The sequence below is a fragment of the Klenkia taihuensis genome (assembly GCF_900112525.1).
Lineage (GTDB): Bacteria > Actinomycetota > Actinomycetes > Mycobacteriales > Geodermatophilaceae > Klenkia > Klenkia taihuensis.
The window spans coordinates 678,697-700,327 of the sequence record NZ_FOMD01000001.1; the positions used below are offsets into that span (position 1 = coordinate 678,697).

Consider the following 21,631-nt stretch of genomic DNA (forward strand, 5'->3'; position numbering starts at 1 on the left):
AGGGGGTCTCCTCTGCGTCGAGTGAGGTGCGGGGCGCGGGCGGGGTGGCCGCCCGCGCCCGCGCCCCGGGGTCGGGTAGATCCTGTCAGCTACGCGCGGCAGCGGCACCCGTGGTGGACGCGGAACCGACCATGGCCTCCTCGGTGGCGGCCGGCGGCGCGCCCTCCGGGGTGCGGCCGACGCTCTTGGCGATGGTCACCGCGATGCCGCCGACCGCGGCGCCGACGAGGACCGCGACCAGGAAGAGGACGAAGTTCGTCATCGCGAAGAAGACGAACACGCCACCGTGGGGGGCCCGCAGCTCGACGTCGAAGGCGGCGATGAGGGCACCGGCCGTGGCCCCACCCAGCATCATCGAGGGGATGACGCGCAGCGGGTCGGCCGCGGCGAACGGGATGGCGCCCTCGGAGATGAACGAGGCGCCCAGCAGCCAGGCCGCCTTGCCGTTCTCCCGCTCGGCCTGGGTGTAGAGCCGCTTGCGGATCGTGGTGGAGATGGCCATCGCGATGGGCGGGACCATGCCGGCACCCATGACGATCGCCATGATGCGGAGGGACGCCGGGCTGGGGTCGGCCACGCCGATGCCGGTGGTGGCGAACACGTAGGCGGCCTTGTTGACCGGACCACCGAGGTCGAAGCACATCATCAGGCCGAGGATGACCCCGAGCAGGATCGCCGAGGACCCGGACAGCCCGGTCAGGAAGTTGCCGAGCCCCTCGAGCGCGATGGCCAGCGGGCGGCCGAGGACCAGGGCCATGATGCCGCTGGAGATGACGGTGGCCAGCAGCGGGATGATCACGACCGGCTGCAGGCCGCGCACGCCGGCGGGCAGCTTCCAGCCGGCGATCCACTTGGCCGCGAACCCGGCGATGACACCGCCCACCAGGCCGCCGAGGAAGCCGGCGCCGACGGTCAGCGAGACCGCGCCGACGACGAAGCCGGGCACGATGCCCGGGCGGTCGGCGATGGCGAAGGCGATGTAGCCGGCCAGCGCGGGCACCAGGAAGCCGAAGGCGGCCTGGCCGAGGACGACGAACAGGGCGCCGAGGTAGCCGGGCAGGCCGTCGTTGAGGCCCTCGATGCCCGGGGCGACCGGCAGGTCGAAGATGTTGTTGTTGAGCAGCCAGCTCAGGCCGTAGCTCTGGCCCTCGAAGTCGGGGTTGCCGTTGACGATCTGGTAGCCGCCGAACAGGAAGCCCAGGGCGATGAGCAGACCGCCCGCGGCGACGAACGGGATCATGTAGCTGACGCCGGTGAGCAGCCAGCGGCGGATCTCCGAGCCGACGCCCTGGCCGCTGCCGGTGGACGCGGCCGCCTCGGCGCCGGAGCCGCCGGGCACCCGGCGGGCGTTCGGGTCCTGCGCGGCGGCGAGCGCCTCGCGGATCATGACCTCGGGCTCCTGGATGGCCCGCTTGGTGCCCGACTGGATGACCGGCTTGCCGGCGAACCGCTCGCGGTCCCGGACGCCCACGTCGACGGCGAAGATGACCGCGGCGGCCTTGCTGACGACCGAGGGGTCCAGCGGGGTGGAGCCCGAGGAGCCCTGGGTCTCCACGTGCAGCTCGACGCCCATCTCGCGGGCGGCGGCGGCCAGCTTGTCGGCGGCCATGTAGGTGTGCGCGATGCCGGTCGGGCAGGCGCTGATCGCGACGAGGGTCGGGCCACCGGTGGCGGGCGCGGCGGCCGGGGCGGCGGCGGGGGCCGCGGCCGGGGTGGCCGCGGCGGTGGCCGGGGCGGGGGAGACGACGTCCTGCACGAGGGCGACGACCTCGTCGGCGGAGGAGGCGCTGCGCAGCGAGGCGACGAACTCCGGCCGCACCAGGGCGCGGGCCAGCGAGGAGAGCAGGGTCAGGTGGTCGGCGTCGCCGGCCTCGGGGGCGGCGATGAGGAAGACCAGGTCGGCCGGGCCGTCGGCGGCGCCGAAGTCGGCGCCGGGGCGCAGCCGGGCGAAGGCCAGCGAGGCCTCGGTGACCGCGGCCGAGCGGCAGTGCGGGATCGCGATGCCGCCGGGCAGGCCGGTGGCGACCTTGGCCTCGCGGTCCATCGCGTCGGAGTAGAGGCCCTCGGCCGAGGTGGCCCGGCCGCTGCGCGCGACCAGCTCGGAGAGCTGCCTGATGACGGCGGTCTTGTCGACGCCGGGGCTGACGTCGAGCGCCACCAGGTCGGTGGTGATGAGTGCGGACACGGACGTGCTCCTGGTCTCGAAGGGGGGAGTCAGTGGGACAGGGACGGTGCAGAACCGGCGAAGCCGGGGGTGACCCGGACGGCGGCACCGTCCACCTGGGCCGGGGTGGGCACGGCGGAGCCGGGCAACGATGCCGAGGCCGCGCCGTAGGCGACGGCGGACCGCAGCCGGTCGGCGGCGGACCCCCCGTCGAGGTCGGCCAGCAGGTAGCCGGCCAGGCTGCAGTCACCGGCGCCCACCGTGCTGCGCACGGTGATGGCCGGCGGGCGGGCGGAGAACAGCTCGCCGTCCGCGGTCGAGAGCAGGGCCCCGTCGGCCCCGAGGGTGAGGAGCACCTCGCGCACGCCGCGCTCGTGCAGGACGGCGACGGCGGCGAGCGCGGCCTGCGGGTCGGCGACGACCTCGGCCTCGGTGGTGCCAGCCAGCTGGGCCAGCTCCTCGGTGTTGGGCTTGAGCAGGTCGGGCGCGGCGTCGGGGCCGGCGGCCAGCAGGGCCAGCAGCGGCGCCTCGGAGGTGTCGACGGCGATGCGGGCGCCGGTGGGGCGCACGGCGCGGACCAGGTCGGCGTACCAGTCCAGCGGGGTGCCCGGGGGCAGCGACCCGCACAGCGCCACCCAGCGCGCGCCGGCGGCGTGCTCGGCGACGGCGCCGGCCAGCGCGTCGCGGGCGGCGGCGTCGAGGGCGGCGCCGGGCTCGTTGAGCTTGGTGGTGGTGCCGTCGGGCTCGGTGAGGGTGTAGTTGGTGCGCACCGGCTGGCCGATCGGCACGGTGGCCAGCTGCAGGCCCAGCCCGCGCAGCGCGCGGACGATCGGGTCGTCGGCGGCGGCGGGCAGCACGGAGACGACGTCGGCGCCGGCGGCGGCGACCGCGCGGGAGACGTTCACGCCCTTGCCGCCGGGCTCGGTGCGGCTGGGGGCCAGCCGGGCGACGCTGCCGCGCTCCAGCGGGCCGGGCAGCTCCAGCGTCCGGTCCAGGCTGGGGTTGGCCGTCAGGGTCACGATGCTCATGCGGTGAGGACCTCGATCCCGTGCGATTCGATCTCGGAGACGACGTCCGGGTCGGCCTCGTCGTCGGTGACCAGCACGTCGACGTCGTCGACGGCGGCGAAGCGGACCAGGTGCTCGCGGCCGAGCTTGCTGCTGTCGGCGAGCACGACCACCCGCTGGGCGGCCTTGACCATGGCGCGCTTGGAGGCGGCCTCGGTCTCGTCGGGGGTGGTGAAGCCGTGCGCGCCGGTGACCCCGTTGGCGCCGAGGAACACCACGTCGGCCTTGAGGTCGGCCAGCGCCGCGACGGTGGACTCGCCCACCGCGGTCTGGGTGATGCCGCGGACCCGCCCGCCCAGGACGTGCAGGCTGATGCCGGGCGCGGCCGAGAGCCGGTGGGAGATGGGCACCGAGTTCGTGACCGCGAGCAGCCGGCGCCCGGCGGGCAGCACCTCGGCCAGCGCCGCGGTGGTGCTGCCGCCGTCGAGGATCAGGCTGCCGTCGGCCTCGGGCACGAAGGCCAGCGCCGCCGACGCGATGCGCCGCTTCTGCTCGGTGCGGGTGCTGCGCCGCTCGCCGAGGCCGGGCTCGAGGACGGTGAGGCTGCCGGCCGGGACCGCGCCGCCGTGCACCCGGCGCAGCATCCCCGAGCGCTCGAGGACGGCGAGGTCGCGGCGCACCGTCTCGGTGGTGACGCCGAACCGCTCGGCGACGGCGGTCACCGCGACGCGGCCGCGCTGGGCGACGAGACCCGCGATGGCCTGCTGGCGCTCCTCGGCGTACATCTCCACCCCCGTCCCATTGTTGCGCACATCACCGACGCATGCCCGGTTCTGTTGTTTCTGGTCTGTGTTGGTGTTGTTCTACGTTGGTTACGTTGACAAGTCAAGACACCTCGGTGACTGTGGTCACCACGCCCCTGCGACGCCGGTCACCCCGCTGTCGACGGCCGCGGCCCGGGTGGTCACCATTCACCCCACACCCGTCCGCGCCACCGTCGTCGCGTCGCCTCCAGACCCAGGAAGAGGTCCCGATGTCGACCACCCACCCCGACGTCACCAGCACCGGCGCCGACGGCCCCGTGGTGCTCACCGGCACCCCCGTCGTGCCCGGGGTGGCGCTCGGCCCGGTGATCCGCCCGCACGGCGCGGTCCAGCTGCCCACCGACGACGCCGAGCCGGTCGCCGAGGCCGACCGCGCGGCCGAGAAGGCGCGGTTCACCGCCGCGGCCGAGGTGGTCGCCGGCCGGCTGACCGAGCGGGCCGCCGCCGCCAGCGGGGTCAGCGCCGCGGTGCTGCAGACGACGGCGGGCCTGGCCCGCGACCGGGGCCTGCTCTCGACCGTCGAGCAGCGCATCGACGCCGGCGCCTCCGCGCCGGTGGCCACGGTGGGTGCCGCGCAGCAGTTCGCCGAGCTGTTCGCCAGCCTGGGCGGCCTGATGGCCGAGCGGGTCACCGACGTCAACGACGTCCGCGACCGCATCGTCGCCGAGCTGACCGGGCAGAACGAGCCCGGCGTCACCAACCCCGACACCCCGTCGGTGCTGCTGGCCGACGACCTGGCCCCGGCCGACACCGCCGGCCTCGACCCCGCCCGGGTCATCGCGCTGGCCACCCGGCTGGGCGGGTCCACCAGCCACACCGCGATCATCGCCCGCCAGCTCGGCCTGCCCTGCGTGGTCGCCGTCGGCGGGCTGGCCGACGTCCCCGAGGGCGCGCTCGTGCTGGTCGACGGCGAGGAGGGCACGGTCACCGTCGACCCCGACCCGACCGACGCGCAGGCCCGGGTCGAGGCCGCGCAGGCCGCCGCGGCGGCGCTGGCCGGCTACGAGGGCCCGGCGCGCACCGCCGACGGGCACGCCGTGCAGGTGCTGGCCAACGTGCAGGACGGCGCCGGGGCGCAGGCCGCCGCGGCCGCGCACGCCGAGGGTGTCGGCCTGCTGCGCACCGAGCTGGCCTTCCTCGGGCACAGCGAGGAGCCCTCCGTCGAGGAGCAGGCCCAGGGCTACGCCGGGGTGTTCGAGGCCTTCCCCGGCGGCAAGGTCGTCGTCCGCACCCTGGACGCCGGGTCGGACAAGCCGCTGGCCTTCGCCACCCCGGCCGACGAGGCCAACCCCGCGCTGGGTGTCCGCGGGCTGCGCACCACCCGGCTCAACCCGGGCATCCTGACCCGCCAGCTCGACGCGGTGAAGCAGGCCGCCGAGGCCACCGGCGCCACGCCGTGGGTGATGGCGCCGATGGTGTCCACCGTCGCCGAGGCCGCCGAGTTCGCCGCCGCCGTCCGCGAGCGGGGGATGGTCCCCGGCGTCATGGTCGAGGTGCCCTCGGTGGCCCTGCTGGCCGACCGGTTCCTGCAGCACCTGGACTTCCTGTCCATCGGCACCAACGACCTGTCCCAGTACACGCTGGCCGCCGACCGGCTCTCCGGTGACCTGGCCGACCTGACCGACCCCTGGCAGCCCGCGCTGCTGCGCATGGTGCAGCTGACCGCCGAGGCCGGCCGGCGGACGGGCAAGCCGGTCGGGGTCTGCGGCGAGGCCGCCGCCGACCCGCTGCTGGCCTGCGTGCTCGTCGGCCTGGGCATCACCTCGCTGTCGTGTGCGGCGTCCTCGGTCGCCGGGGTCGGCGCCAAGCTCGGCACCGTCACCCTGGACACCTGCCGGCAGGCCGCGGAGGCCGCGCTGGCCGCCGACGACCCCCAGTCGGCCCGCGCCGCCGTCCGCGAGGTGCTGGACGCCGCCTGACGCGCTGCTCGTACCACGGGCCCCCGGTGACCACCTGGTCGTCGGGGGCCCGTGGCGTTGTGGCGTGCACCACGTTCGTAGATCAAATGCTGTTTTCGGGTGAACATCCGTAGTCGAGTGGACGAGATCACCTACGAATCGCGGGAACAATCGGCGACGCGCCTGCTTTACTACAGGTGCACACCACGAACGAGCAACGGAAGAAGGACAGCACCATGAGCAGCGTGACCAGCACCTGGCGTCAGCGTCGGGAGGCGTCGCGGACCCGTCGGGCTCTGGACAAGGCGCTCGCCCGCACCAGCAGCCCCGCGATGCGCGACGACCTGCTGACCCTGGCCAACAGCCAGTTCTCCAGCGTCCTGCGCTGACGGCGGCGCACCGCCGCACCCGAGCCCGTCTCCTCCGCGGAGACGGGCTCGACCCGTCTCAGGGGCGGGTGAGCTTCTCCCGCAGCGCCGCCTGCTCGTCGACGCCGAACCCGTGGTCGGTCAGCCAGCCCAGCGGGCCGCCGTGCCGCTCGTCGAGCAGGTCCAGCACCCGCTCCATCGTCTCGGCCCGCGGTGTGTGGCTGGCGACGTCGCGCCGGGTCATGTCCTCGGCGTAGGTGGGCCGGGCGGCGAGCTTGGCCACCACGTCCTCGATCCGCTCGGCGGTCAGCGCGTAGTCGGCCACCACCGCCTCCCGCCGGACGCCGGCCACCGACAGCGCCAGCGCGCAGACCACGCCGGTGCGGTCCTTGCCGGCCGCGCAGTGCACGACCGCGGCACCCGGGGCGGCGGTGATCGCCCGCAGCGCGCCGACCACGTTGTCCGCGCCGTCGGACAGGTAGCCCAGGTAGGCCTTGACCGACGGCGCCTCGTCCTCGTCGCCGGGCGCCGCGGTGCGCGGCAGCAGGGTCTCCACCCAGTCGGCCGGCGGCTCGACGTCCGCGGCGTCGGCGTCGTCGGCGAAGACGTCGGTGTACTCGCCCACCTCGGGGATGAGCGTGAAGTGCCGGTGGGCGACCTCGGGGACGTCGCGCAGCGGGCCGCGGCCCTCCATCCGGACCTCGGCGCTGGTGCGCAGGTCCACCACGTCGGTCAGGCCCAGCTCGCCGAGGCGGGCGACGTCGGCGGCGTCGAGCTCCTGCAGGTCGTCGCTGCGCAGCACCCGCCCGGGCACCGTCGTCCCCCCGCCGGACAGCGGCAGGCCGCCCAGGTCGCGGGTGTTGGTGGTGCCGGTCAGGTCCAGCCAGCGGGTGTCGGGCACCCGGCGAACCTAACCGGTGCCGCCCTAGGGTGGCCCGGTGGTGACCGAGAGCACGGACCAGATGCAGGCCCGCGTCGTCCGCAAGGTCGCGGTGCGGCTGATCCCGTTCCTGGGGCTGGCCTACTTCCTCAACTACGTCGACCGCACGAACATCGGCTTCGCCAAGCTCACGATGAGCGCGGACCTCGGCCTGACCGAGACGATGTTCGGCCTGGCCAGCGGCCTGTTCTTCATCGGCTACCTGCTCTTCGAGGTGCCCAGCAACATCGCGCTGCACCGGTTCGGCGCCCGCCGGTGGATCGCCCGCATCCTGGTCACCTGGGGCCTGATCGCCGCGGCCATGGCCTTCGTGCCGAACGCGACGACGCTCTACGTGCTGCGCATCCTGCTGGGCATCGCCGAGGCCGGGTTCTTCCCCGGGATCATGCTGTACCTGACCTTCTGGTTCCCGCGCTCGGTCCGGGTCCGGCTGACCGGCATGTTCATGATCGCGCTGCCGGCCTCCAGCGCCCTGGGCGCGCCGATCGCCGGGGCCATCCTGCAGTACTGGGACGGCCTGTTCGGCCTGGCCGGCTGGCGGGTCATGTTCCTGGTGCTCGGCCTGCCCGCCGTGGTGCTGGGCGTCGCCGCCTGGTTCTACCTGACCGACCGGCCGGGGGACGCCGACTGGCTGGCGCCCGACGAACGGCGCTGGCTGGACGACACCATGGCCGCCGAGCAGCAGGCCACCGAGGCGACGGGGAGGCACCGGGTCCGCGACTCGCTGCGCGACCCCCGGGTGTGGGCGCTGGGCCTGGTCTACTTCGGCGTCACCTACGGCCTGTACGCGCTGAGCTTCTTCCTGCCGACCATCGTCGCCGGGTTCGCGGAGAGCTTCGACACCAGCTTCTCCATCCTGGAGAACGGGCTCGTCGTCGCGGTGCCCTTCGCCGTGGGCGCGGTGGCGATGGTGTTCTGGTCCCGGCACTCCGACCGCACCGGCGAGCGGGTCTGGCACGTCGCGCTGCCGGCGCTGCTGGGCGCGGTGAGCATCCCGGTCGCGCTGTACATGGAGTCCCCGCTGGCCACGATGGCGGTCATCACCGTGACGGCCGTCGGCGTCTTCTGCGCGCTGCCGGTGTTCTGGTACCTGCCCTCGACCTTCCTGGCCGGCGCCGGTGCGGCCGCGGGCATCGCGCTGGTCAACACCCTCGGCAACGCCTCCGGGTTCGGGGCGCCCTACGTGACCGGGTTCCTGCTGGACGCCACCGGCAGCTCGCGCGCCGGACTGTGGGTGGTCGGTGCGGTCATGCTCGTCGCCGCGCTCACCGTGCTGGCCCTGCGCGGCCGGCTGCGCGCCGCGGACGCCGACCGGGCCACGGCGCACCCCTGACGAACCTCACGGGTGACCCGTGCGGGGGGCCGGTGAGGTCGTGAGGGATGGCACCTGCCCGGGGGCGGGGCGGCGGGCAACGTCAGGGGTGACCGAGAACGAGCCCCTGGAGGACGACGATGCAACCCGCCACCGCGGCCCCATCCACCGACACCGCGACCACCCCCGCCGTCGAGGTCCACGACCTGCGCCGCAGCTACGGCGACTTCGAGGCCGTGCGCGGCATCTCCTTCGAGGTCCGCCGCGGCGAGGTCCTCGCCCTGCTCGGCGTGAACGGCGCCGGCAAGACCTCCGCCCTCGAGGTGCTCGAGGGCCTGGCCCCGGCCGGCGGCGGCACCGTGCGGGTGCTGGGCCTGGACCCGGTCCGCGACCGCGCCCGGGTGCGCCGCGAGCTCGGCGTGCTGCTGCAGACCAGCGGCCTGCCCGGCGACCTCACCGTCGCCGAGACCCTGCGGGCCTGGGCCGGCACGCTGTCGGACCCCCGGCCGGTCGAGGAGGCGCTGGCGCAGGTGTCGCTCACCGGCCGGGCCGACGTCCGGGTGCGGGCGCTGTCCGGTGGCGAGCGGCGCCGGCTGGACCTGGCCATGGCCCTGCTCGGCCGGCCGAGCGTGGTCGTGCTGGACGAGCCCACCACCGGCCTGGACCCCGAGTCCCGCCGCCAGGTGTGGGAGCTGGTCCAGGGCCTGGTCGCCGACGGCGCCGCCGTCCTGCTGACCACCCACCACCTGGAGGAGGCCGAGGAGCTGGCCGACCGGGTCGCCGTCATGCGGGCCGGCCAGGTCGTGCTCTCGGGCACCCAGGCCGAGATCGCCGAGACCCAGCCGGCCACCGTCCGCTTCGCCCTCGACGCCGGCGACCCCCGCCCGCCGGTGCCCGCCGAGGTCCAGGTCGTCGAGGACGGCCACCGCGTCGAGTGGCGCACCCGCGCACTGCAGCCGGTGCTCGCCCAGCTGCTGGCCTGGGCCGCCGAGCACGGCGTCGTGCTGCGCACCCTCGCCGCCCGGGCCGGCTCCCTGGAGCAGGCCTTCCTCGCCGTCGCCGACGGCACCCACCCGAGCCTGATGGAGGAGAACCGATGACCACCGCGACCCTGTCCCGCCCCGCCGGCCCCTCGCGCCTGTCCCGGGTGTGGTCCCTGGCCTCGGCCGAGACCCGGCTGTTCGTCCGCAACCGGACGGCGCTGGTCAACTCCGTCGTCGTCCCGGTGCTGTTCGTGCTGGCGGTGCCCGCCCTGGGCCTGGACGGGGGCGACCTGCCCTTCGGCGGCCGGCTGCTGGTCATCGCCGTCGGCATCAGCCTGGTGATGCTCACCTACTACAACCTGGTCACCACCTACGTCGCCCGCCGCGAGGAGCTGGTGCTGCAGCGGATGCGCACCGGCGAGCTGACCGGCGTCGAGGTGCAGGTCGCCACCGCGGCCCCGACCGTGCTGGTCACCGTCGGGCAGGTCGCGCTGATCGCCGTCGGCGTCGTGGCGATCGGGGAGTGGACCGCGCCGGTGGACGTCGTGCTGCCGCTGGTCGCCCTCGTCGGCGGCATCGTGCTGATGGTGCTGCTCGCCGCGGCCACCACCGGGTTCACCCGCACCGCGGAGTCCGCGCAGATCACCGGCCTGCCGTTCATCATCGTCTCCACCGGCCTGTCCGGGCTGTTCTACCCGCTGTCGGTGCTGCCCGAGACCCTCGGCGAGGTCGCCCGCTTCCTGCCGCTGACCCCGGTCGTCGAGCTGCTGCAGCTGGGCCTGGCCGGCCAGACCTGGCAGGGCGACGCCGTGGACGGCTCGGTCTGGGCCGCCGCCGGGGTGCCGCTGGCGATCCTGGCCGGCTGGCTGGTGCTGGGCACCCTGGCCGCCCGCCGCGGGTTCGCCTGGGCGCCCCGCCGGTGACGGTTCGCCCGATCCGGGCCCGGCACGGCAGCATGGCTGCCGTGCCGGGCCTGTCGCGGTGGTGGAGCAGCCGCTCCGACACCGACCGCATCGAGATCTACACCCGCTGGTCCTTCCACCTCACCCTCGCCGGGCTGCCCTTCCTGGTCCTGCTGGTCACCGTGTCGGCCTACCGCTCGCGCGGGACGGCCTGGGACCTCCTGCTCGCCGCCGCGGCGCTGACCACCACCGCGGCGTGCGTGGTGGTGGCCGAGACCGGCTTCCGGCGCGGGACCGTGCCCCCCGGCCCGGTGGCCGCGGCGGTGGCCGCCGGCGTGCTGACCGTGGCCGCGGGGGTGGCGGTGACCGAGGCCCGCGGCGAGGACGGCGTGCCGAACCCGGCCGGTCCGTGGCTGGTGGGCGTCGTCGCGGCGGCCGTGCTGGTCGCGCTCTCGGTGGTCGTGCCCTACCGGCCGCTGGCCGCGCTGTCCGCGGTCGCGGCGGTGCTGGCCGCCGTCGTGTCCGCGCTGCGCGGCGTGCCGGTGCTCGCGGCGGGCATCGTCGGGCTGTCCATCCTGGTGGCGCTGGTCTTCTTCGTCGGGGCGTTCCGGTTCAGCGTGTGGCTGCTCGACGTCGTCCGGGAGCAGGAGCGGGCCCGCGGCGTGCAGGCCCAGCTCGCCGTCGCCGAGGAGCGGCTGCGCTTCGCCCGCGACCTGCACGACGTCATGGGCCGCAACCTCTCGGCGATCGCGGTGAAGTCCCAGCTCGCCGAGCAGCTGGTCCGTCGCGGCCGGCCCGAGGCGGCCGACGAGGTCGCCGCCATCGGCGCGCTGGCCGGGTCGTCGCTGGCCGAGGTGCGCGAGGTGGTGCGCGGCTACCGGGCCGTCGACCTGCGCTCGGAGCTGGCCGGCGCCCGGTCGGTGCTGCGCGCGGCCGGCATCGACTGCACGGTGACCGGCGAGGACGCGCAGCTCTCGGAGGAGGCGCAGGTGGTGCTCGGCTGGGTGGTCCGCGAGGCGGTCACCAACGTGCTGCGGCACGGCTCGGGCGGCACGTGCACGATCGCGGTGGACGCAGGGGACCGGGAGGTGTCGTTGACGGTGACCAACACCGTGGCCGGGGACGTCGGCGCGTGGGGCTCCGGGCTCACCGGGCTGTCCGAGCGGCTGGCGGCCGCCGGGGGTCGGCTGTCGGCCGGACGGCGGGACGGCGACTTCGTGCTGGTGGGGGAGGTGCCGGCGTGATCCGGCTGCTGCTCGCCGACGACGAGAACCTCATCCGGACGGCGCTGGCCACCCTGCTGGGCCTGGAGGACGACCTCGAGGTGGTCGCCCAGGCCGCGTCGGGCTCGGAGGCGCTGGCGATGGCCCGGGCGCACCGGCCCGACGTCGCCGTGCTGGACCTGCAGATGCCCGACCGCGACGGCATCTCCGTCGCCGGGGACCTGGCCGAGGCGCTGCCCGGCTGCGGGGTCGTGATCGTGACCGGCCACGGCCGCGCCGGGCACCTCAAGCGCGCCCTGTCGGCGGGCGTGCGCGGGTTCCTGCCCAAGACGGTGCACGCCACGGTGCTGGCCGACGTCGTCCGCACCGTGCACGGCGGCGGGCGCTACGTGGACCCCGAGCTGGCCGCCGAGGCGATCAGCGCCGGCGACTCACCGCTGACCCCGCGCGAGGCCGACGTCCTGGAGCTGGCCGCCGGGGGCGCGCCGGTCGAGGAGATCGCGGCCCGGGCGCACCTGTCGGTGGGCACCGTGCGCAACCACCTGTCCTCGGCGGCGGGCAAGCTCGGCGCCCCGAACCGGCACGCCGCCGTCGACGCCGCCCGCCGCCACGGCTGGATCTAGGAGTTCTCGGGGTCGGCCACGTCGTCGGTGCGCTGGGCGTCGCCATCGGTGGTCAGGGTGGTGTCCTCCGCGCCGGCGTCCGGGCGGTCGTCACCCGGTCGGCCGTCGACCAGGTTGTCGTCGGAGGGGGAGTCGGCCGGGTCGGTGATCGGGTCGGTCATGCACCCCACCCTTCCCCGGCCCGGCCGGCCTCACCCGTCAGAAGGCGGCTTCGTCGACGTCCATCAGGGAGTTGTCGGTCGCGTCCACGATCGCCCGCTCGGCGGTGAGCTTCGGCAGCACCTGGGTGCAGAAGAAGCGGGTGGCGGCGAGCTTGCCCTCGTAGAAGTGCCGGTCGCGCTCGCTGACCTCGCCGGCCAGCGCCGCCAGCGCCACCTCCGACTGCCGGACCAGCAGCCACGCGGTGACCAGGTCGCCGGCGGCCAGCAGGAGCCGGGAGGTGTTCTGGCCGACCAGGTAGGCGTTGCGCATGTCCTGCGCGGCCGCACCCAGGTGGCCGAACATCGTGGTGAGCATGCCCTGGACGTCGTCCAGCGCGGTGGCCAGCAGGGCCCGCTCCTCCTTGAGCCGCCCGTTGCCGGCCTGCGCGTCCAAGGTCTGCTGGATCTGCGAGGCCAGCCACCCGATCGCGACCCCGCCGTCCTTGACGATCTTGCGGAAGAAGAAGTCCTGGCCCTGGATCGCGGTGGTGCCCTCGTAGAGGGTGTCGATCTTGGCGTCGCGGACGTACTGCTCGATCGGGTAGTCCTGCAGGAAGCCCGACCCGCCCAGGGTCTGCAGCGACTCCGCGGCCAGCAGCTGGGAGGCCCGCTCCGAGCCGTAGCCCTTCACGATCGGCAGCAGCAGGTCGTTGACCTTGGCGGCCAGCTTCGCCTGCTCGGAGTCCGCGGTGCCGGCGGCCTCGGCCTCCATGACCTCGTCGCGGAAGGTGGCGGTGTAGAGGTACAGCGCGCGCATGCCCTCCACGTGCGCCTTCTGCAGCATGAGCGAGCGGCGGACGTCGGGGTGGTGGGTGATGGTCACCCGCGGGGCGTCCTTCGACGTGGCGGTCATGTCCGCGCCCTGCACCCGCGACTTCGCGTAGTCCAACGCCACCCGGTAGCCGGCCGAGAGCGTGCCGATGGCCTTGGTGCCGACGAACATCCGGGCGTGCTCGATGATCCTGAACATCTGGGCGATGCCCTCGTGCACCTCGCCGACCAGCGTGCCGACCGCGGGCACCGGGCCGTCGCCGAACGTCAGCTCGCAGGTGGTGGAGACCTTCAGGCCCATCTTCTTCTCGACGCCGGTGACGTAGGCGCCGTTGCGCTCGCCCAGCTCACCGGTCTCGAGGTCGACGTGGAACTTGGGGACGACGAACAGCGACAGGCCCTTGGTGCCGGGCCCGTGGCCCTCGGGCCGGGCCAGCACCAGGTGCACGATGTTGTCGGCCATGTCGTGCTCGGCGGAGGTGATGAACCGCTTCACGCCGTGGATGTGCCAGGTGCCGTCGGCCTGCTGCACCGCGCGGGTGCGGCCGGCGCCGACGTCGGAGCCGGCGTCGGGCTCGGTGAGCACCATGGTGGCGCCCCAGCCCTTGTCGATCATCAGCTCGGCGAGCTTCTTCTGGTCGGGGGTGCCGACCTCGTGCAGCACGGTGGCGAACGACGGACCCGAGCCGTACATGAACACGGCCGGGTTGGCGCCGAGGATCATCTCGTAGGCGGCCCAGCGCATGCTCGGGGGAGCGCCGAACCCGCCGAGCTCCTCGGGCAGGTCGAGCCGGAACCACTCGCCGTCGTCGATCGCCTTGATCGACTTCTTGAACGACTCCGGCATGGTGACCGTGTGGGTGGCCGGGTCGAAGACCGGCGGGTTGCGGTCGGCGTCGACGAAGCTGTCGGCCAGCGGCCCCTCGGCCAGCCGGCGGACCTCGTCGAGCACGCCGCGGGCGGTCTCGGCGTCCATCTGGGCGAACGGGCCGGTGCCGAAGCGGTCCTTGGTCGACTGGAACTCGAAGAGGTTGAACTCCAGGTCCCGCAGGTCGGCGGTGTAGTGGCCCATGCGTGCTCCCGCTGTCGATCCGGGCGGGTCGCTTGTTACCCGCCGGTAACGGCGACCCTATTACTGGCGGGTAACAAGCGGCAAGGACGACTCGCCCGGGCGGGTCAGCGCTCCCGGCGGCGGGCCCGGATCGACAGCAGCGCCACGATCAGCGCACCCAGCACGGCCGCGGCGAGCAGGGCCACGACCAGCGGCAGGTCGACGACGCCGAAGACCAGCGAGACGCGCACGGTCTGCGTGTTGAACAGCACGAACAGCACGAGGACGACCGTGACGACGACGAGCAGGACGCTGGACAGCGTCCTGCCCAGGCTGCCGCTGCGGCGCCTGCCGGCCGACGGGGGTGTCGTGGGCGGGGGAGTCGGGTCACCGGCCGGGTACGAGGTGGTCATCCCGGAACGGTAGGGCGCAACCGGTCTCCCCGCGCGTCAGGACGGCGGCTGCTCGTCCAGCGCCGGCCCGGCCTCCTGGCGGGGCGCGCCGGGGGTGCGCTCGCGCTGCTTCATCCGGGCCTCCAGCACGTGCCGGTCGCCGCCGGCGAGCTCCTCGCGCGCGCGGGCGTCGAAGGCGCGGAAGGTCGACCAGTAACCGGCGTCGTAGTCCTCCACGACCTGGAAGGTCCACCGGTCGGCGACCACGTTGCGCCCGACCAGCTCGCGCTCCAGGTCGTCGGCCAGCTCGGTGGCCCCGGCCTCGCGCAGCCCGTCGACGGCCTCCCCGAGCAGGATGTCCGCCTTGCCGGAGAGCTGGTGGAACGCGTAGAGGAAGCCGCGGGCCTGCTCCACGGTCTCCAGGGCCTCGGACAGCTTGCCCAGGGCCTCCACGGTCGTGTCGTCGAGGTCGGGGCGGGATCGGTCGGTCACGCCGCGGGGCCTGCCCCGCGGCGACGGATCCGAACCGTCCGGATTCAGCGGGCGGCGACCGCGGCGTCGACCAGCCGCTCGGCGAGCTTGCGGCCGTGGCTGGCCGGGCCGTCGGGGCCCAGCAGGCCACCGGAGAGCTGCATGCCGTCGATGATCAGGTGCAGCTGGGCGGCGAGGTCGTCGCCGGCGCCGGGCACGAGCTCCTCGGCCAGGTGCACCAGCCGCATGTGCAGCTCGTACTTGTAGTCGGCCGCGGCGGAGCGGGCGGGGTGCTGAGGGTCGTCGTACTCGCTGCTCACGTTGGTGAACGGGCAGCCGCGGAACCCGGTGCGGGTGACGTCCTTCTCGACGACGTCGACGATGGCCAGCAGCGCGCCGCGCGGGTCGTCGGCGAAGCGGCCGAGCTCGGCGTCGATGAAGCCCAGCAGGGTGGCGGCCTTGCGGGAGAGGTAGGCGCCGACCAGGTCGTCCTTGCTCTTGAAGAGCCGGTAGACGGTCATCTTGCCCAGGCCGGTCTCGCGCACCAGCTCGTCCATGCCGACGCTGCGCGAGCTGCGGCCGGAGAACAGGCGCTCGGCGGTGTCCAGCACGATGGCCTGCCGCTCGGCGCGGCTGCGACGGACGGGGATCGGGGCGCCCAGCGGGTCGACGGCCGCGAGGGCGTCGGCGTCGGTGGGGTAGGAGATGGCGGCGGTCACGTCAGCGATGGTGCACGCCGTCGTGACGGAGCGGTTCACGGCACGCCGGTGTGTCGGGCTCGCAACTCAGCGTGAAACGTACTGGTGAGCCGCCCGTGAGCGAGGTGGCGACTGGGACCGATGTGACTGCGCGGTCACGGTCGCGGCAGATCTGCCGAGGGTCAGGTGCGGCGTACCCGGCGCGGGTTGGCCAGCAGCCGGACCACCGGCGCGGCCGGGGTCTGCTCGGGGTCGGGGTGCTGGTCGGGTGCGGTGCTGCCGCTGCGCTGCGGCTCGTGGTCCGTCATCCCCGTACTGTGCACCCGGTCACTGCCCGCTGACCAGTCGTCGCGCTGCGAGCTCCCTGGGAGGGGTCAGTGCGCGCGCTCGGGCACCGCGTGCACGGCGTCGTGCCCGCCCACCGCGGGCGCCGCGGGCCGCGCCGAGCGGCGCTCGCGGGTCGCCACGAGCACCACGCCCCAGACCAGGACGGCGACGGCGACGACGAAGAAGCTCGGCGGCAGGTCGATCATCGCCGAGAGCACCAGGCCCACCCAGACCGAGGCCAGCGCGAAGGCCACCGACAGCGCCGCGACCATCCCGGGCCGGGCGGTCAGCCGCAGCGCCGCGGCGGCCGGGGTGACGACCAGGGCGAACAGCAGCAGCGTGCCCACCACCTGCACCGCCATCGTGATCGTCAGCGCCAGCAGGACGACGAAGGCCACGCCCAGCGCGCGCACCGGCACGCCCCGGGCCTCGGCGACGGCGGGGTCCACCGAGGCGAACACCAGCGGCCGGGCGATCACGGCCAGGGCGGCCACCACGAGCAGGGTGAACCCGCCGAAGATGAACAGCTGGTCGCGGCTGATCGCCAGCAGGTTGCCGAAGAGCACGTTGGTCGTGGTCGAGGCGTTGGCGGTGGCCAGCGAGGCGAACAGCACGCCCAGGCCGGTGGCGAAGGCCAGGATCGTGCCGGTGGCGATCTCGCGCTCGGCCACCCGCTTGCCGAACAGGCCGATGAGCAGCCCGCCGCCGACGCAGAACACCGCCAGGCCCAGGGTGACCGGGGCGCCGACGAGGATCGCGCCGGTGGCGCCGGGGAACCCGATGTGGGCCAGCGCGTGCGCGGCGAAGGCGTTCTGCCGGGTGATGACGAAGTAGCCCATCAGGCCGGCGGTCAGCGCGACGAGGCTGCCCCCGACCAGGGCGTGCTGCATGAACGTGGTCTGCAGGATCTGGAACCAGTTGTCCTGGAAGCGCATGGGGGCCTCTCAGCCGCTGCGGGTGAACAGGTCGCCCTGTGCGGTGCGGACGACGCGCACGCGGGTGCCGTAGAGGTGGGTGAGCAGGTCCTCGGTCACGACCTCGCCGATGACGTCGTGGTGCGGGTGCCCGTCGAGCAGGTAGACGGCGTCGGTGAGCACCGGCAGCAGCGGGTTGAGGTCGTGCGCGACGACCATGATCGTCACCGCCCGCTCGCGGCGCAGCTCGCCGAGCAGGGTGACGATCTCCTGGGAGTTGCGCAGGTCGAGGTTGGCCAGCGGCTCGTCGAGCAGCAGCAGGTCGGCGTCGTCGACGATGGCCTGGGCGATGGCGACCCGCTGCTGCTGGCCGCCGGAGAGCTCGCTCATCCGCCGGTCGGCGTAGCCGGCTGCGCCGACCCGGCGCAGCGCGTCGTCCACCCGGGCCCGCTCGTCGGGCGTGCTGCGGTGCAGGCCGAACCGGGTGCCGGTGAGCCCGAGGCCGACCAGGTCGCGGGCCCGCACGGCCTGGCCGAGGGCGGCGGTGTAGTTCTGCGGCACGTAGCCGATGCGCCGGTTGCCGCGCCGCGGCGGGGCGCCGAGCACCTCGACCCGGCCGGTCGCGGCCGGCAGCAGGCCCAGGGCCAGCTGGAAGAGGGTGGTCTTGCCCGCGCCGTTGGGGCCGATGACGCCGACCACGGCGCCGGCGGGGACGGCGAGGTCGCCCTCGTCCCAGACCACCCGGCCCCCGCGGACGACGGAGACCCCGTCCAGCACGAGGGCCGGCGGGGTCTCCGAGTCAGAGCCTGGTGTCACTGCCCCCCACCGAGTGCGTCCGCGAGCTGCTGCAGCTGGCCCAGCTGCCACGCCACGAAGGAATCATCCCCGTCCGGCACCGATTCCGTGACGTCGACCACCGGCACCCCGGCGGACTCGGCCGCGGCGCGCAGCTGCTCGGGCACGCTGCCCTCGGTCTGGGTGTTGTAGACCAGCACGTCGATGCTGCCGTCGGCCAGCGCGGCCTCGAACGCGGCGACGTCGGACGGCGACGGGTCGCTCTCGTTGCTGGCGGCGTCCCGGTAGCCCTCGGGGGTGGCGTCGGTGAGGCCGACCGCGGTGGCGGTGTAGTCGAAGACGGTCTCGGTGGCCGCGTAGGTCTTGCCCGTGGCCAGGCCCTGCAGCGTGGTCAGCTCCTCGTCGTAGGGCTGCAGCGCCTCGGTGAACGCCTGGGCCTGCTCGGTGAAGTAGTCGGCGGCGTCCGGCGCGAGCTGCGAGAGCTCGGCGGTGATCGCCCGCGCGGTCTCCTGCACGTACTCCGGGGAGTACCAGAGGTGCGGGTTCACCGAGCCGTGGACCTCCTCGGAGTGGCCCTCCTCCTCGGAGTGCGCCTCCTCGTCGGAGTGGCCCTCCTCCTCGGAGTGGCCGCCCTCGACGCCGACGACCTCCGCGGCGTCGACCACGGCCGGGGCCGGGTCGAGGTTGGCCACCGCGTCGGAGGCCCAGTGGTCGTAGTCGGCGCCGTTGACCACGACGAGGTCGGCGTCCTCGAAGGCGGCGATGTCGCCGGTGGTGGGCTCGTAGTCGTGCGGGTCGAGCGCGGTGGAGTTGATGACCGTGGTGACGTTCGCGCAGTCGCCGGCCAGCTGCTGCACGATGTCGCCCCACTGGTTGACCGAGACCACGACGTCGAGCACGTCGGCCGGGCAGTTGGCGGCGTCGGCCTGGTTGGTCAGGGTCTGGTTCTGGTCCCCGCCGCCCCCGCAGGCGGCCAGGCCGAGGGCGGAGACGGCCAGCGCGGCCAGGACGATCGGACGGCGGGGCACAGCACGCTCCAGCTTGTTGACAATGATTCCCGGAACCAATGTCACCACACCGCGGTGGCCGCCGTCCACCCGGGGGTCAGGCCAGCGCGCGCACCACCGGGTCCAGCACGTCCAGGCCGACCCCGGTGCCGGGGTAGACGCTGAACCGGTCGACCAGCCCGCCGTACCGCTCGAGCAGGGCCGGGCCCACCGCGTCGGGCTCGGCGACGACGGCGAAGGTGCCCAGCACCTCGTCGTCCACCAGGCGGGCCATGGCCCGCCAGCGGTCGGGGTCGCGGCCGGTGGACAGCGCGTGCAGCTCCTCGCCCAGCCCGCCCCAGCCGTGCAGCTCCAGCACCGGGCGGTAGGCCGGCGTCGACCCGTAGAAGGCGATCTGCGCCCGCACGGCGTCCGCGGCCCGGGCCCGCTCGGCGTCGTCCCGGCCGGTGACCACGAAACCCGGCAGGCTGACCTGGACCGCGGAGCGGTCGCGGCCGGCGGCGTCCAGGCCCTCCTGCAGCGCGGGCAGGGTGCGCTCGCGCAGGTAGCGGGCGGTGGTGAAGGAGTGCGCGAGCAGGCCGTCGGCGGCCTCGCCGGCCAGCCGGGTCATCAGCGGGCCGACCGCGGCCAGGTGCACCGGGGGCGGGCCCCACTCGTGGACCGCGGGGGTGAACATCGGCGTCATCAGGGTGTGCCGGTAGTGCTCGCCGCGGAAGCGCAGCGGGGCGCCGTCGGTCCAGCTGGCCCAGATCGCGCGCAGCGCGCCCAGGTACTCGCGCATCCGGGCGGCCGGGGCGGACCACGGCATGGAGAACCGGCGCTCGACGTGCGCCTGGATCTGGGTGCCCAGGCCGAGGACGAACCGGCCCCGGCTGTAGCGCTGCAGGTCGTAGGCGGTGTAGGCCACCGTCATGGGGGAGCGGGCGAAGGCGACCGCGATGGCCGACCCGACCGACACCCGCGACGTCCCCAGCGCTGCTGCGTGCAGCACGAGGAACGGGTCCTGGGCGACCTCGGAGGCCCAGACCCCGGCGTAGCCGCGGTCCTCCAGCTCGCGCGCGGTGGCGGAGGGGTCGTCGGCGCTGGTCAGCGAGGCGTCGAGCAGCATCAGCGGTACATCTCGGTGAGTCGCCGCTTGACCAGCTTGCCCGCGGCGCTGCGCGGCAGCTCGGCCTGGAACTCGATCCGCCGGGGCACCTTGTAGCCGGCCAGCCGTTCGCGGGCGAAGCCGATGAGGTCGGCGGCGAGGTCGGCGGAGGGCTCCACGCCCTCGACCGGCTGCACCACGCCGAGCACGGCCTCGCCGAGGTCCTCGTCGGGCACCCCGATGACGGCGACGTCGGCGACGGCCGGGTGCATGACCAGCACGTCCTCGGCCTCCTGCGGGTACACGTTCACCCCGCCGGAGATGATCATGAACGCCTTGCGGTCGGTGAGGTAGAGGTAGCCCTCGTCGTCGACCCGGCCGACGTCGCCGATCGCCGACCAGGTCGGGTGCTCGGGGTGCTGCGCGGCGGCGGTCTTCTCCGGGTCGCCGTGGTAGCTGAAGGGCATCGCGTCGCGCTCGACCCAGACCGTGCCGACCTCGCCGGCGGGCAGCTCCCGGCCCTCCTCGTCGCAGATGTGCAGCACGCCGAGGGCGGCCTTGCCGACGGTGCCGGGGTGGGCCAGCCAGTCCTGCGGGCCGACGATCGTGACGCCGTTGCCCTCGGTGGAGGAGTAGTACTCGTGCAGGATCGGCCCCCACCACTCCATCATCTGCTGCTTGACCTCGACCGGGCACGGCGCGGCGGCGTGGATGACCACCCGCTGGCTGGACACGTCGTAACGCTCGCGGACCTCGGCGGGCAGCTTGAGCATCCGGACGAACATCGTCGGCACCCACTGGCTGTGCGTGATGCCGTACCGCTCGATGTGCGCCAGGGCGGTCTCGGCGTCGAACCTCGCCGCCATGACGACGGTGCCGCCGGAGCGGTGCTGCATGCCGCCGAAGCGCAGCGGCGCGGCGTGGTAGAGCGGGGCGGCGGAGTAGTAGACGGTCTCGGTGTCGAAGCCGTACAGCGGGCCGAAGACCGCGGTGAACACGTCGCCGGGCTGGTCGATGAGGTGCGTGGGCAGCTTCGGCAGCACGCCCTTGGGCCGGCCGGTGGTGCCCGAGCTGTAGAGCATGTCGGTGCCGGCCGGCTGCACGGCCGGGCGCTCGGGGCTGGCGGCGGCCAGGGCGGCCTCGTAGTCCTCGTAGCCCTCCACCGGGCCGCCCCAGGCCAGCCGCAGCGCCAGGTCGGGGCAGCGCTGCGCGGTCTCCCGGGCGAGCGCGGCGGCCCCGGCGGAGGCGACCAGCACCCGGGCGCCGCAGTCGCGCACGATGTAGGCCGCCTCGTCGGCGGTGAGGTGGTTGTTCACCCCGGTGACGTAGAGGCCCGAGCGCAGCGCGGCCCAGTAGACCTCGAACACCTCCGGGGTGTTGTCCGCGACGAACGCGACGTGGTCGCCGGGGCCCAGGCCCTGCCGGCGGAGCACGTCGGCCAGCCGGGTGGAGCGCTCGTCGAGCTGGGCGTAGGTCAGCACCCGGCCGGTCTCGGCGACGACGACGGCCGGCTTGTCGGGGGTGCGGTCGGCGTAGGTGCCGGGGTACACGGCTGCTCCCAGGGGTCGGCGGGGCGTCCCCGGGATCCTGTGGCGTGACCTGGCGCACGGTCAACCCTGACTGTCACGGCGCGGACCCTTGACGCCGGGACCCCCGCCCCGCAGGCTGACCGGG

The 21,631-nt window shown here is 74.4% G+C and carries 22 protein-coding genes; 7 read left to right on the forward strand and 15 right to left on the reverse strand.

Annotated elements, in window-relative coordinates; all coding sequences use genetic code 11:
- Window positions 1-85: 85 nt before the first annotated feature.
- From BM158_RS03315 to BM158_RS03325, 3 genes are read right to left on the reverse strand one after another with little or no spacing between them, the layout of a single operon-like run.
- Window positions 86-2,185 carry a PTS fructose transporter subunit IIABC gene (locus BM158_RS03315; RefSeq protein ID WP_091554671.1) on the reverse strand — a complete coding sequence of 700 codons (2,100 nt, stop codon included), beginning with the start codon at window positions 2,183-2,185 and terminating at the stop codon, window positions 86-88.
- Between the two features lie 29 nt (window positions 2,186-2,214).
- Entirely contained in the window at window positions 2,215-3,192 is a 978-nt protein-coding gene (locus tag BM158_RS03320) for a 1-phosphofructokinase family hexose kinase (RefSeq protein WP_091554672.1), read from the reverse strand.
- Window positions 3,189-3,983 carry a DeoR/GlpR family DNA-binding transcription regulator gene (locus BM158_RS03325; protein ID WP_242657450.1) on the reverse strand — a complete coding sequence of 265 codons (795 nt, stop codon included), beginning with the start codon at window positions 3,981-3,983 and terminating at the stop codon, window positions 3,189-3,191. Before BM158_RS03325 ends, BM158_RS03320 begins: the two co-directional genes overlap by 4 nt.
- Window positions 3,984-4,204: 221 nt before the next feature.
- Here BM158_RS03325 and BM158_RS03330 point away from each other — a divergent pair, with 221 nt between their 5' ends.
- Window positions 4,205-5,914, forward strand: coding sequence for a phosphoenolpyruvate--protein phosphotransferase (locus tag BM158_RS03330; protein WP_091554674.1), 1,710 nt, complete (start codon window positions 4,205-4,207; stop codon window positions 5,912-5,914).
- Between the two features lie 215 nt (window positions 5,915-6,129).
- Window positions 6,130-6,282 (forward strand): hypothetical protein, encoded by a 153-nt coding sequence (locus BM158_RS21645; RefSeq protein ID WP_165628821.1) that lies wholly within the window; start codon window positions 6,130-6,132, stop codon window positions 6,280-6,282.
- 58 nt (window positions 6,283-6,340) lie between these two features.
- Here the strand turns inward: BM158_RS21645 and BM158_RS03340 are convergent, their stop codons facing one another.
- Window positions 6,341-7,162, reverse strand: a complete 822-nt coding sequence (locus BM158_RS03340) for a tyrosine-protein phosphatase (RefSeq protein ID WP_091554678.1) — start codon at window positions 7,160-7,162, stop codon at window positions 6,341-6,343.
- Between the two features lie 40 nt (window positions 7,163-7,202).
- Here BM158_RS03340 and BM158_RS03345 point away from each other — a divergent pair, with 40 nt between their 5' ends.
- The 5 genes from BM158_RS03345 to BM158_RS03365 all read left to right on the forward strand — a co-directional run bounded on the left by BM158_RS03345 (window position 7,203) and on the right by BM158_RS03365 (window position 12,244).
- Window positions 7,203-8,534 carry an MFS transporter gene (locus BM158_RS03345; RefSeq protein WP_229827477.1) on the forward strand — a complete coding sequence of 444 codons (1,332 nt, stop codon included), beginning with the start codon at window positions 7,203-7,205 and terminating at the stop codon, window positions 8,532-8,534.
- Window positions 8,535-8,653: 119 nt separating this feature from the next.
- Window positions 8,654-9,613, forward strand: a complete 960-nt coding sequence (locus BM158_RS03350) for an ABC transporter ATP-binding protein (RefSeq protein WP_091554680.1) — start codon at window positions 8,654-8,656, stop codon at window positions 9,611-9,613.
- Window positions 9,610-10,419, forward strand: a complete 810-nt coding sequence (locus tag BM158_RS03355; protein WP_091554682.1) for an ABC transporter permease — start codon at window positions 9,610-9,612, stop codon at window positions 10,417-10,419. The genes BM158_RS03350 and BM158_RS03355 overlap by 4 nt, the downstream gene beginning before the upstream one ends.
- Window positions 10,420-10,451: 32 nt before the next feature.
- Window positions 10,452-11,642, forward strand: a complete 1,191-nt coding sequence (locus BM158_RS03360) for a sensor histidine kinase (RefSeq protein WP_091556252.1) — start codon at window positions 10,452-10,454, stop codon at window positions 11,640-11,642.
- Window positions 11,639-12,244, forward strand: a complete 606-nt coding sequence (locus tag BM158_RS03365) for a response regulator transcription factor (RefSeq protein WP_091554684.1) — start codon at window positions 11,639-11,641, stop codon at window positions 12,242-12,244. The genes BM158_RS03360 and BM158_RS03365 overlap by 4 nt, the downstream gene beginning before the upstream one ends.
- Here BM158_RS03365 and BM158_RS21650 read toward each other — a convergent pair.
- From BM158_RS21650 to BM158_RS03410, 11 genes are all read right to left on the reverse strand, one after another.
- Window positions 12,241-12,405 (reverse strand): hypothetical protein, encoded by a 165-nt coding sequence (locus BM158_RS21650; protein ID WP_165628822.1) that lies wholly within the window; start codon window positions 12,403-12,405, stop codon window positions 12,241-12,243. The two genes, BM158_RS03365 and BM158_RS21650, sit on opposite strands and share 4 nt — an antisense overlap.
- Window positions 12,406-12,442: 37 nt before the next feature.
- Window positions 12,443-14,287 (reverse strand): acyl-CoA dehydrogenase, encoded by a 1,845-nt coding sequence (locus BM158_RS03370; protein ID WP_091554686.1) that lies wholly within the window; start codon window positions 14,285-14,287, stop codon window positions 12,443-12,445.
- Window positions 14,288-14,391: 104 nt separating this feature from the next.
- Window positions 14,392-14,679: a lipopolysaccharide assembly protein LapA domain-containing protein gene (locus tag BM158_RS03375; RefSeq protein ID WP_091554688.1), complete on the reverse strand. Its 288-nt coding sequence runs from the start codon at window positions 14,677-14,679 to the stop codon at window positions 14,392-14,394.
- A gap of 36 nt (window positions 14,680-14,715) precedes the next feature.
- Window positions 14,716-15,150: a hypothetical protein gene (locus BM158_RS03380; protein ID WP_091554689.1), complete on the reverse strand. Its 435-nt coding sequence runs from the start codon at window positions 15,148-15,150 to the stop codon at window positions 14,716-14,718.
- A gap of 44 nt (window positions 15,151-15,194) precedes the next feature.
- A complete protein-coding gene (locus BM158_RS03385; protein WP_229827476.1) occupies window positions 15,195-15,848 on the reverse strand; it encodes a TetR/AcrR family transcriptional regulator in 654 nt (217 codons plus the stop codon).
- 161 nt (window positions 15,849-16,009) lie between these two features.
- Window positions 16,010-16,135 carry a hypothetical protein gene (locus tag BM158_RS22615; RefSeq protein ID WP_268247901.1) on the reverse strand — a complete coding sequence of 42 codons (126 nt, stop codon included), beginning with the start codon at window positions 16,133-16,135 and terminating at the stop codon, window positions 16,010-16,012.
- Window positions 16,136-16,201: 66 nt separating this feature from the next.
- Window positions 16,202-17,089, reverse strand: a complete 888-nt coding sequence (locus BM158_RS03390; RefSeq protein WP_091554691.1) for a metal ABC transporter permease — start codon at window positions 17,087-17,089, stop codon at window positions 16,202-16,204.
- A gap of 9 nt (window positions 17,090-17,098) precedes the next feature.
- Window positions 17,099-17,884 carry a metal ABC transporter ATP-binding protein gene (locus tag BM158_RS03395; protein WP_091554692.1) on the reverse strand — a complete coding sequence of 262 codons (786 nt, stop codon included), beginning with the start codon at window positions 17,882-17,884 and terminating at the stop codon, window positions 17,099-17,101.
- Window positions 17,881-18,891, reverse strand: coding sequence for a metal ABC transporter solute-binding protein, Zn/Mn family (locus BM158_RS03400; protein WP_207506133.1), 1,011 nt, complete (start codon window positions 18,889-18,891; stop codon window positions 17,881-17,883). Before BM158_RS03400 ends, BM158_RS03395 begins: the two co-directional genes overlap by 4 nt.
- Window positions 18,892-18,967: 76 nt before the next feature.
- Window positions 18,968-19,978, reverse strand: a complete 1,011-nt coding sequence (locus BM158_RS03405) for a TIGR03617 family F420-dependent LLM class oxidoreductase (protein WP_091554693.1) — start codon at window positions 19,976-19,978, stop codon at window positions 18,968-18,970.
- Window positions 19,978-21,507: an acyl-CoA synthetase gene (locus BM158_RS03410; protein ID WP_091554695.1), complete on the reverse strand. Its 1,530-nt coding sequence runs from the start codon at window positions 21,505-21,507 to the stop codon at window positions 19,978-19,980. Before BM158_RS03410 ends, BM158_RS03405 begins: the two co-directional genes overlap by 1 nt.
- Window positions 21,508-21,631 lie beyond the last annotated feature (124 nt).

Coding starts and splice junctions, on each gene's coding strand:
- BM158_RS03320 (WP_091554672.1), bottom strand. CDS start 3,192: ATGAGCATCGTGACCCTGACGGCCAACCCCAGCCTGGACCGGACGCTG.
- BM158_RS03330 (WP_091554674.1), top strand. CDS start 4,205: ATGTCGACCACCCACCCCGACGTCACCAGCACCGGCGCCGACGGCCCC.
- BM158_RS21645 (WP_165628821.1), top strand. CDS start 6,130: ATGAGCAGCGTGACCAGCACCTGGCGTCAGCGTCGGGAGGCGTCGCGG.
- BM158_RS03350 (WP_091554680.1), top strand. CDS start 8,654: ATGCAACCCGCCACCGCGGCCCCATCCACCGACACCGCGACCACCCCC.
- BM158_RS03355 (WP_091554682.1), top strand. CDS start 9,610: ATGACCACCGCGACCCTGTCCCGCCCCGCCGGCCCCTCGCGCCTGTCC.
- BM158_RS03360 (WP_091556252.1), top strand. CDS start 10,452: ATGGCTGCCGTGCCGGGCCTGTCGCGGTGGTGGAGCAGCCGCTCCGAC.
- BM158_RS21650 (WP_165628822.1), bottom strand. CDS start 12,405: ATGACCGACCCGATCACCGACCCGGCCGACTCCCCCTCCGACGACAAC.
- BM158_RS03370 (WP_091554686.1), bottom strand. CDS start 14,287: ATGGGCCACTACACCGCCGACCTGCGGGACCTGGAGTTCAACCTCTTC.
- BM158_RS03375 (WP_091554688.1), bottom strand. CDS start 14,679: ATGACCACCTCGTACCCGGCCGGTGACCCGACTCCCCCGCCCACGACA.
- BM158_RS22615 (WP_268247901.1), bottom strand. CDS start 16,135: ATGACGGACCACGAGCCGCAGCGCAGCGGCAGCACCGCACCCGACCAG.
- BM158_RS03390 (WP_091554691.1), bottom strand. CDS start 17,089: ATGCGCTTCCAGGACAACTGGTTCCAGATCCTGCAGACCACGTTCATG.
- BM158_RS03405 (WP_091554693.1), bottom strand. CDS start 19,978: ATGCTGCTCGACGCCTCGCTGACCAGCGCCGACGACCCCTCCGCCACC.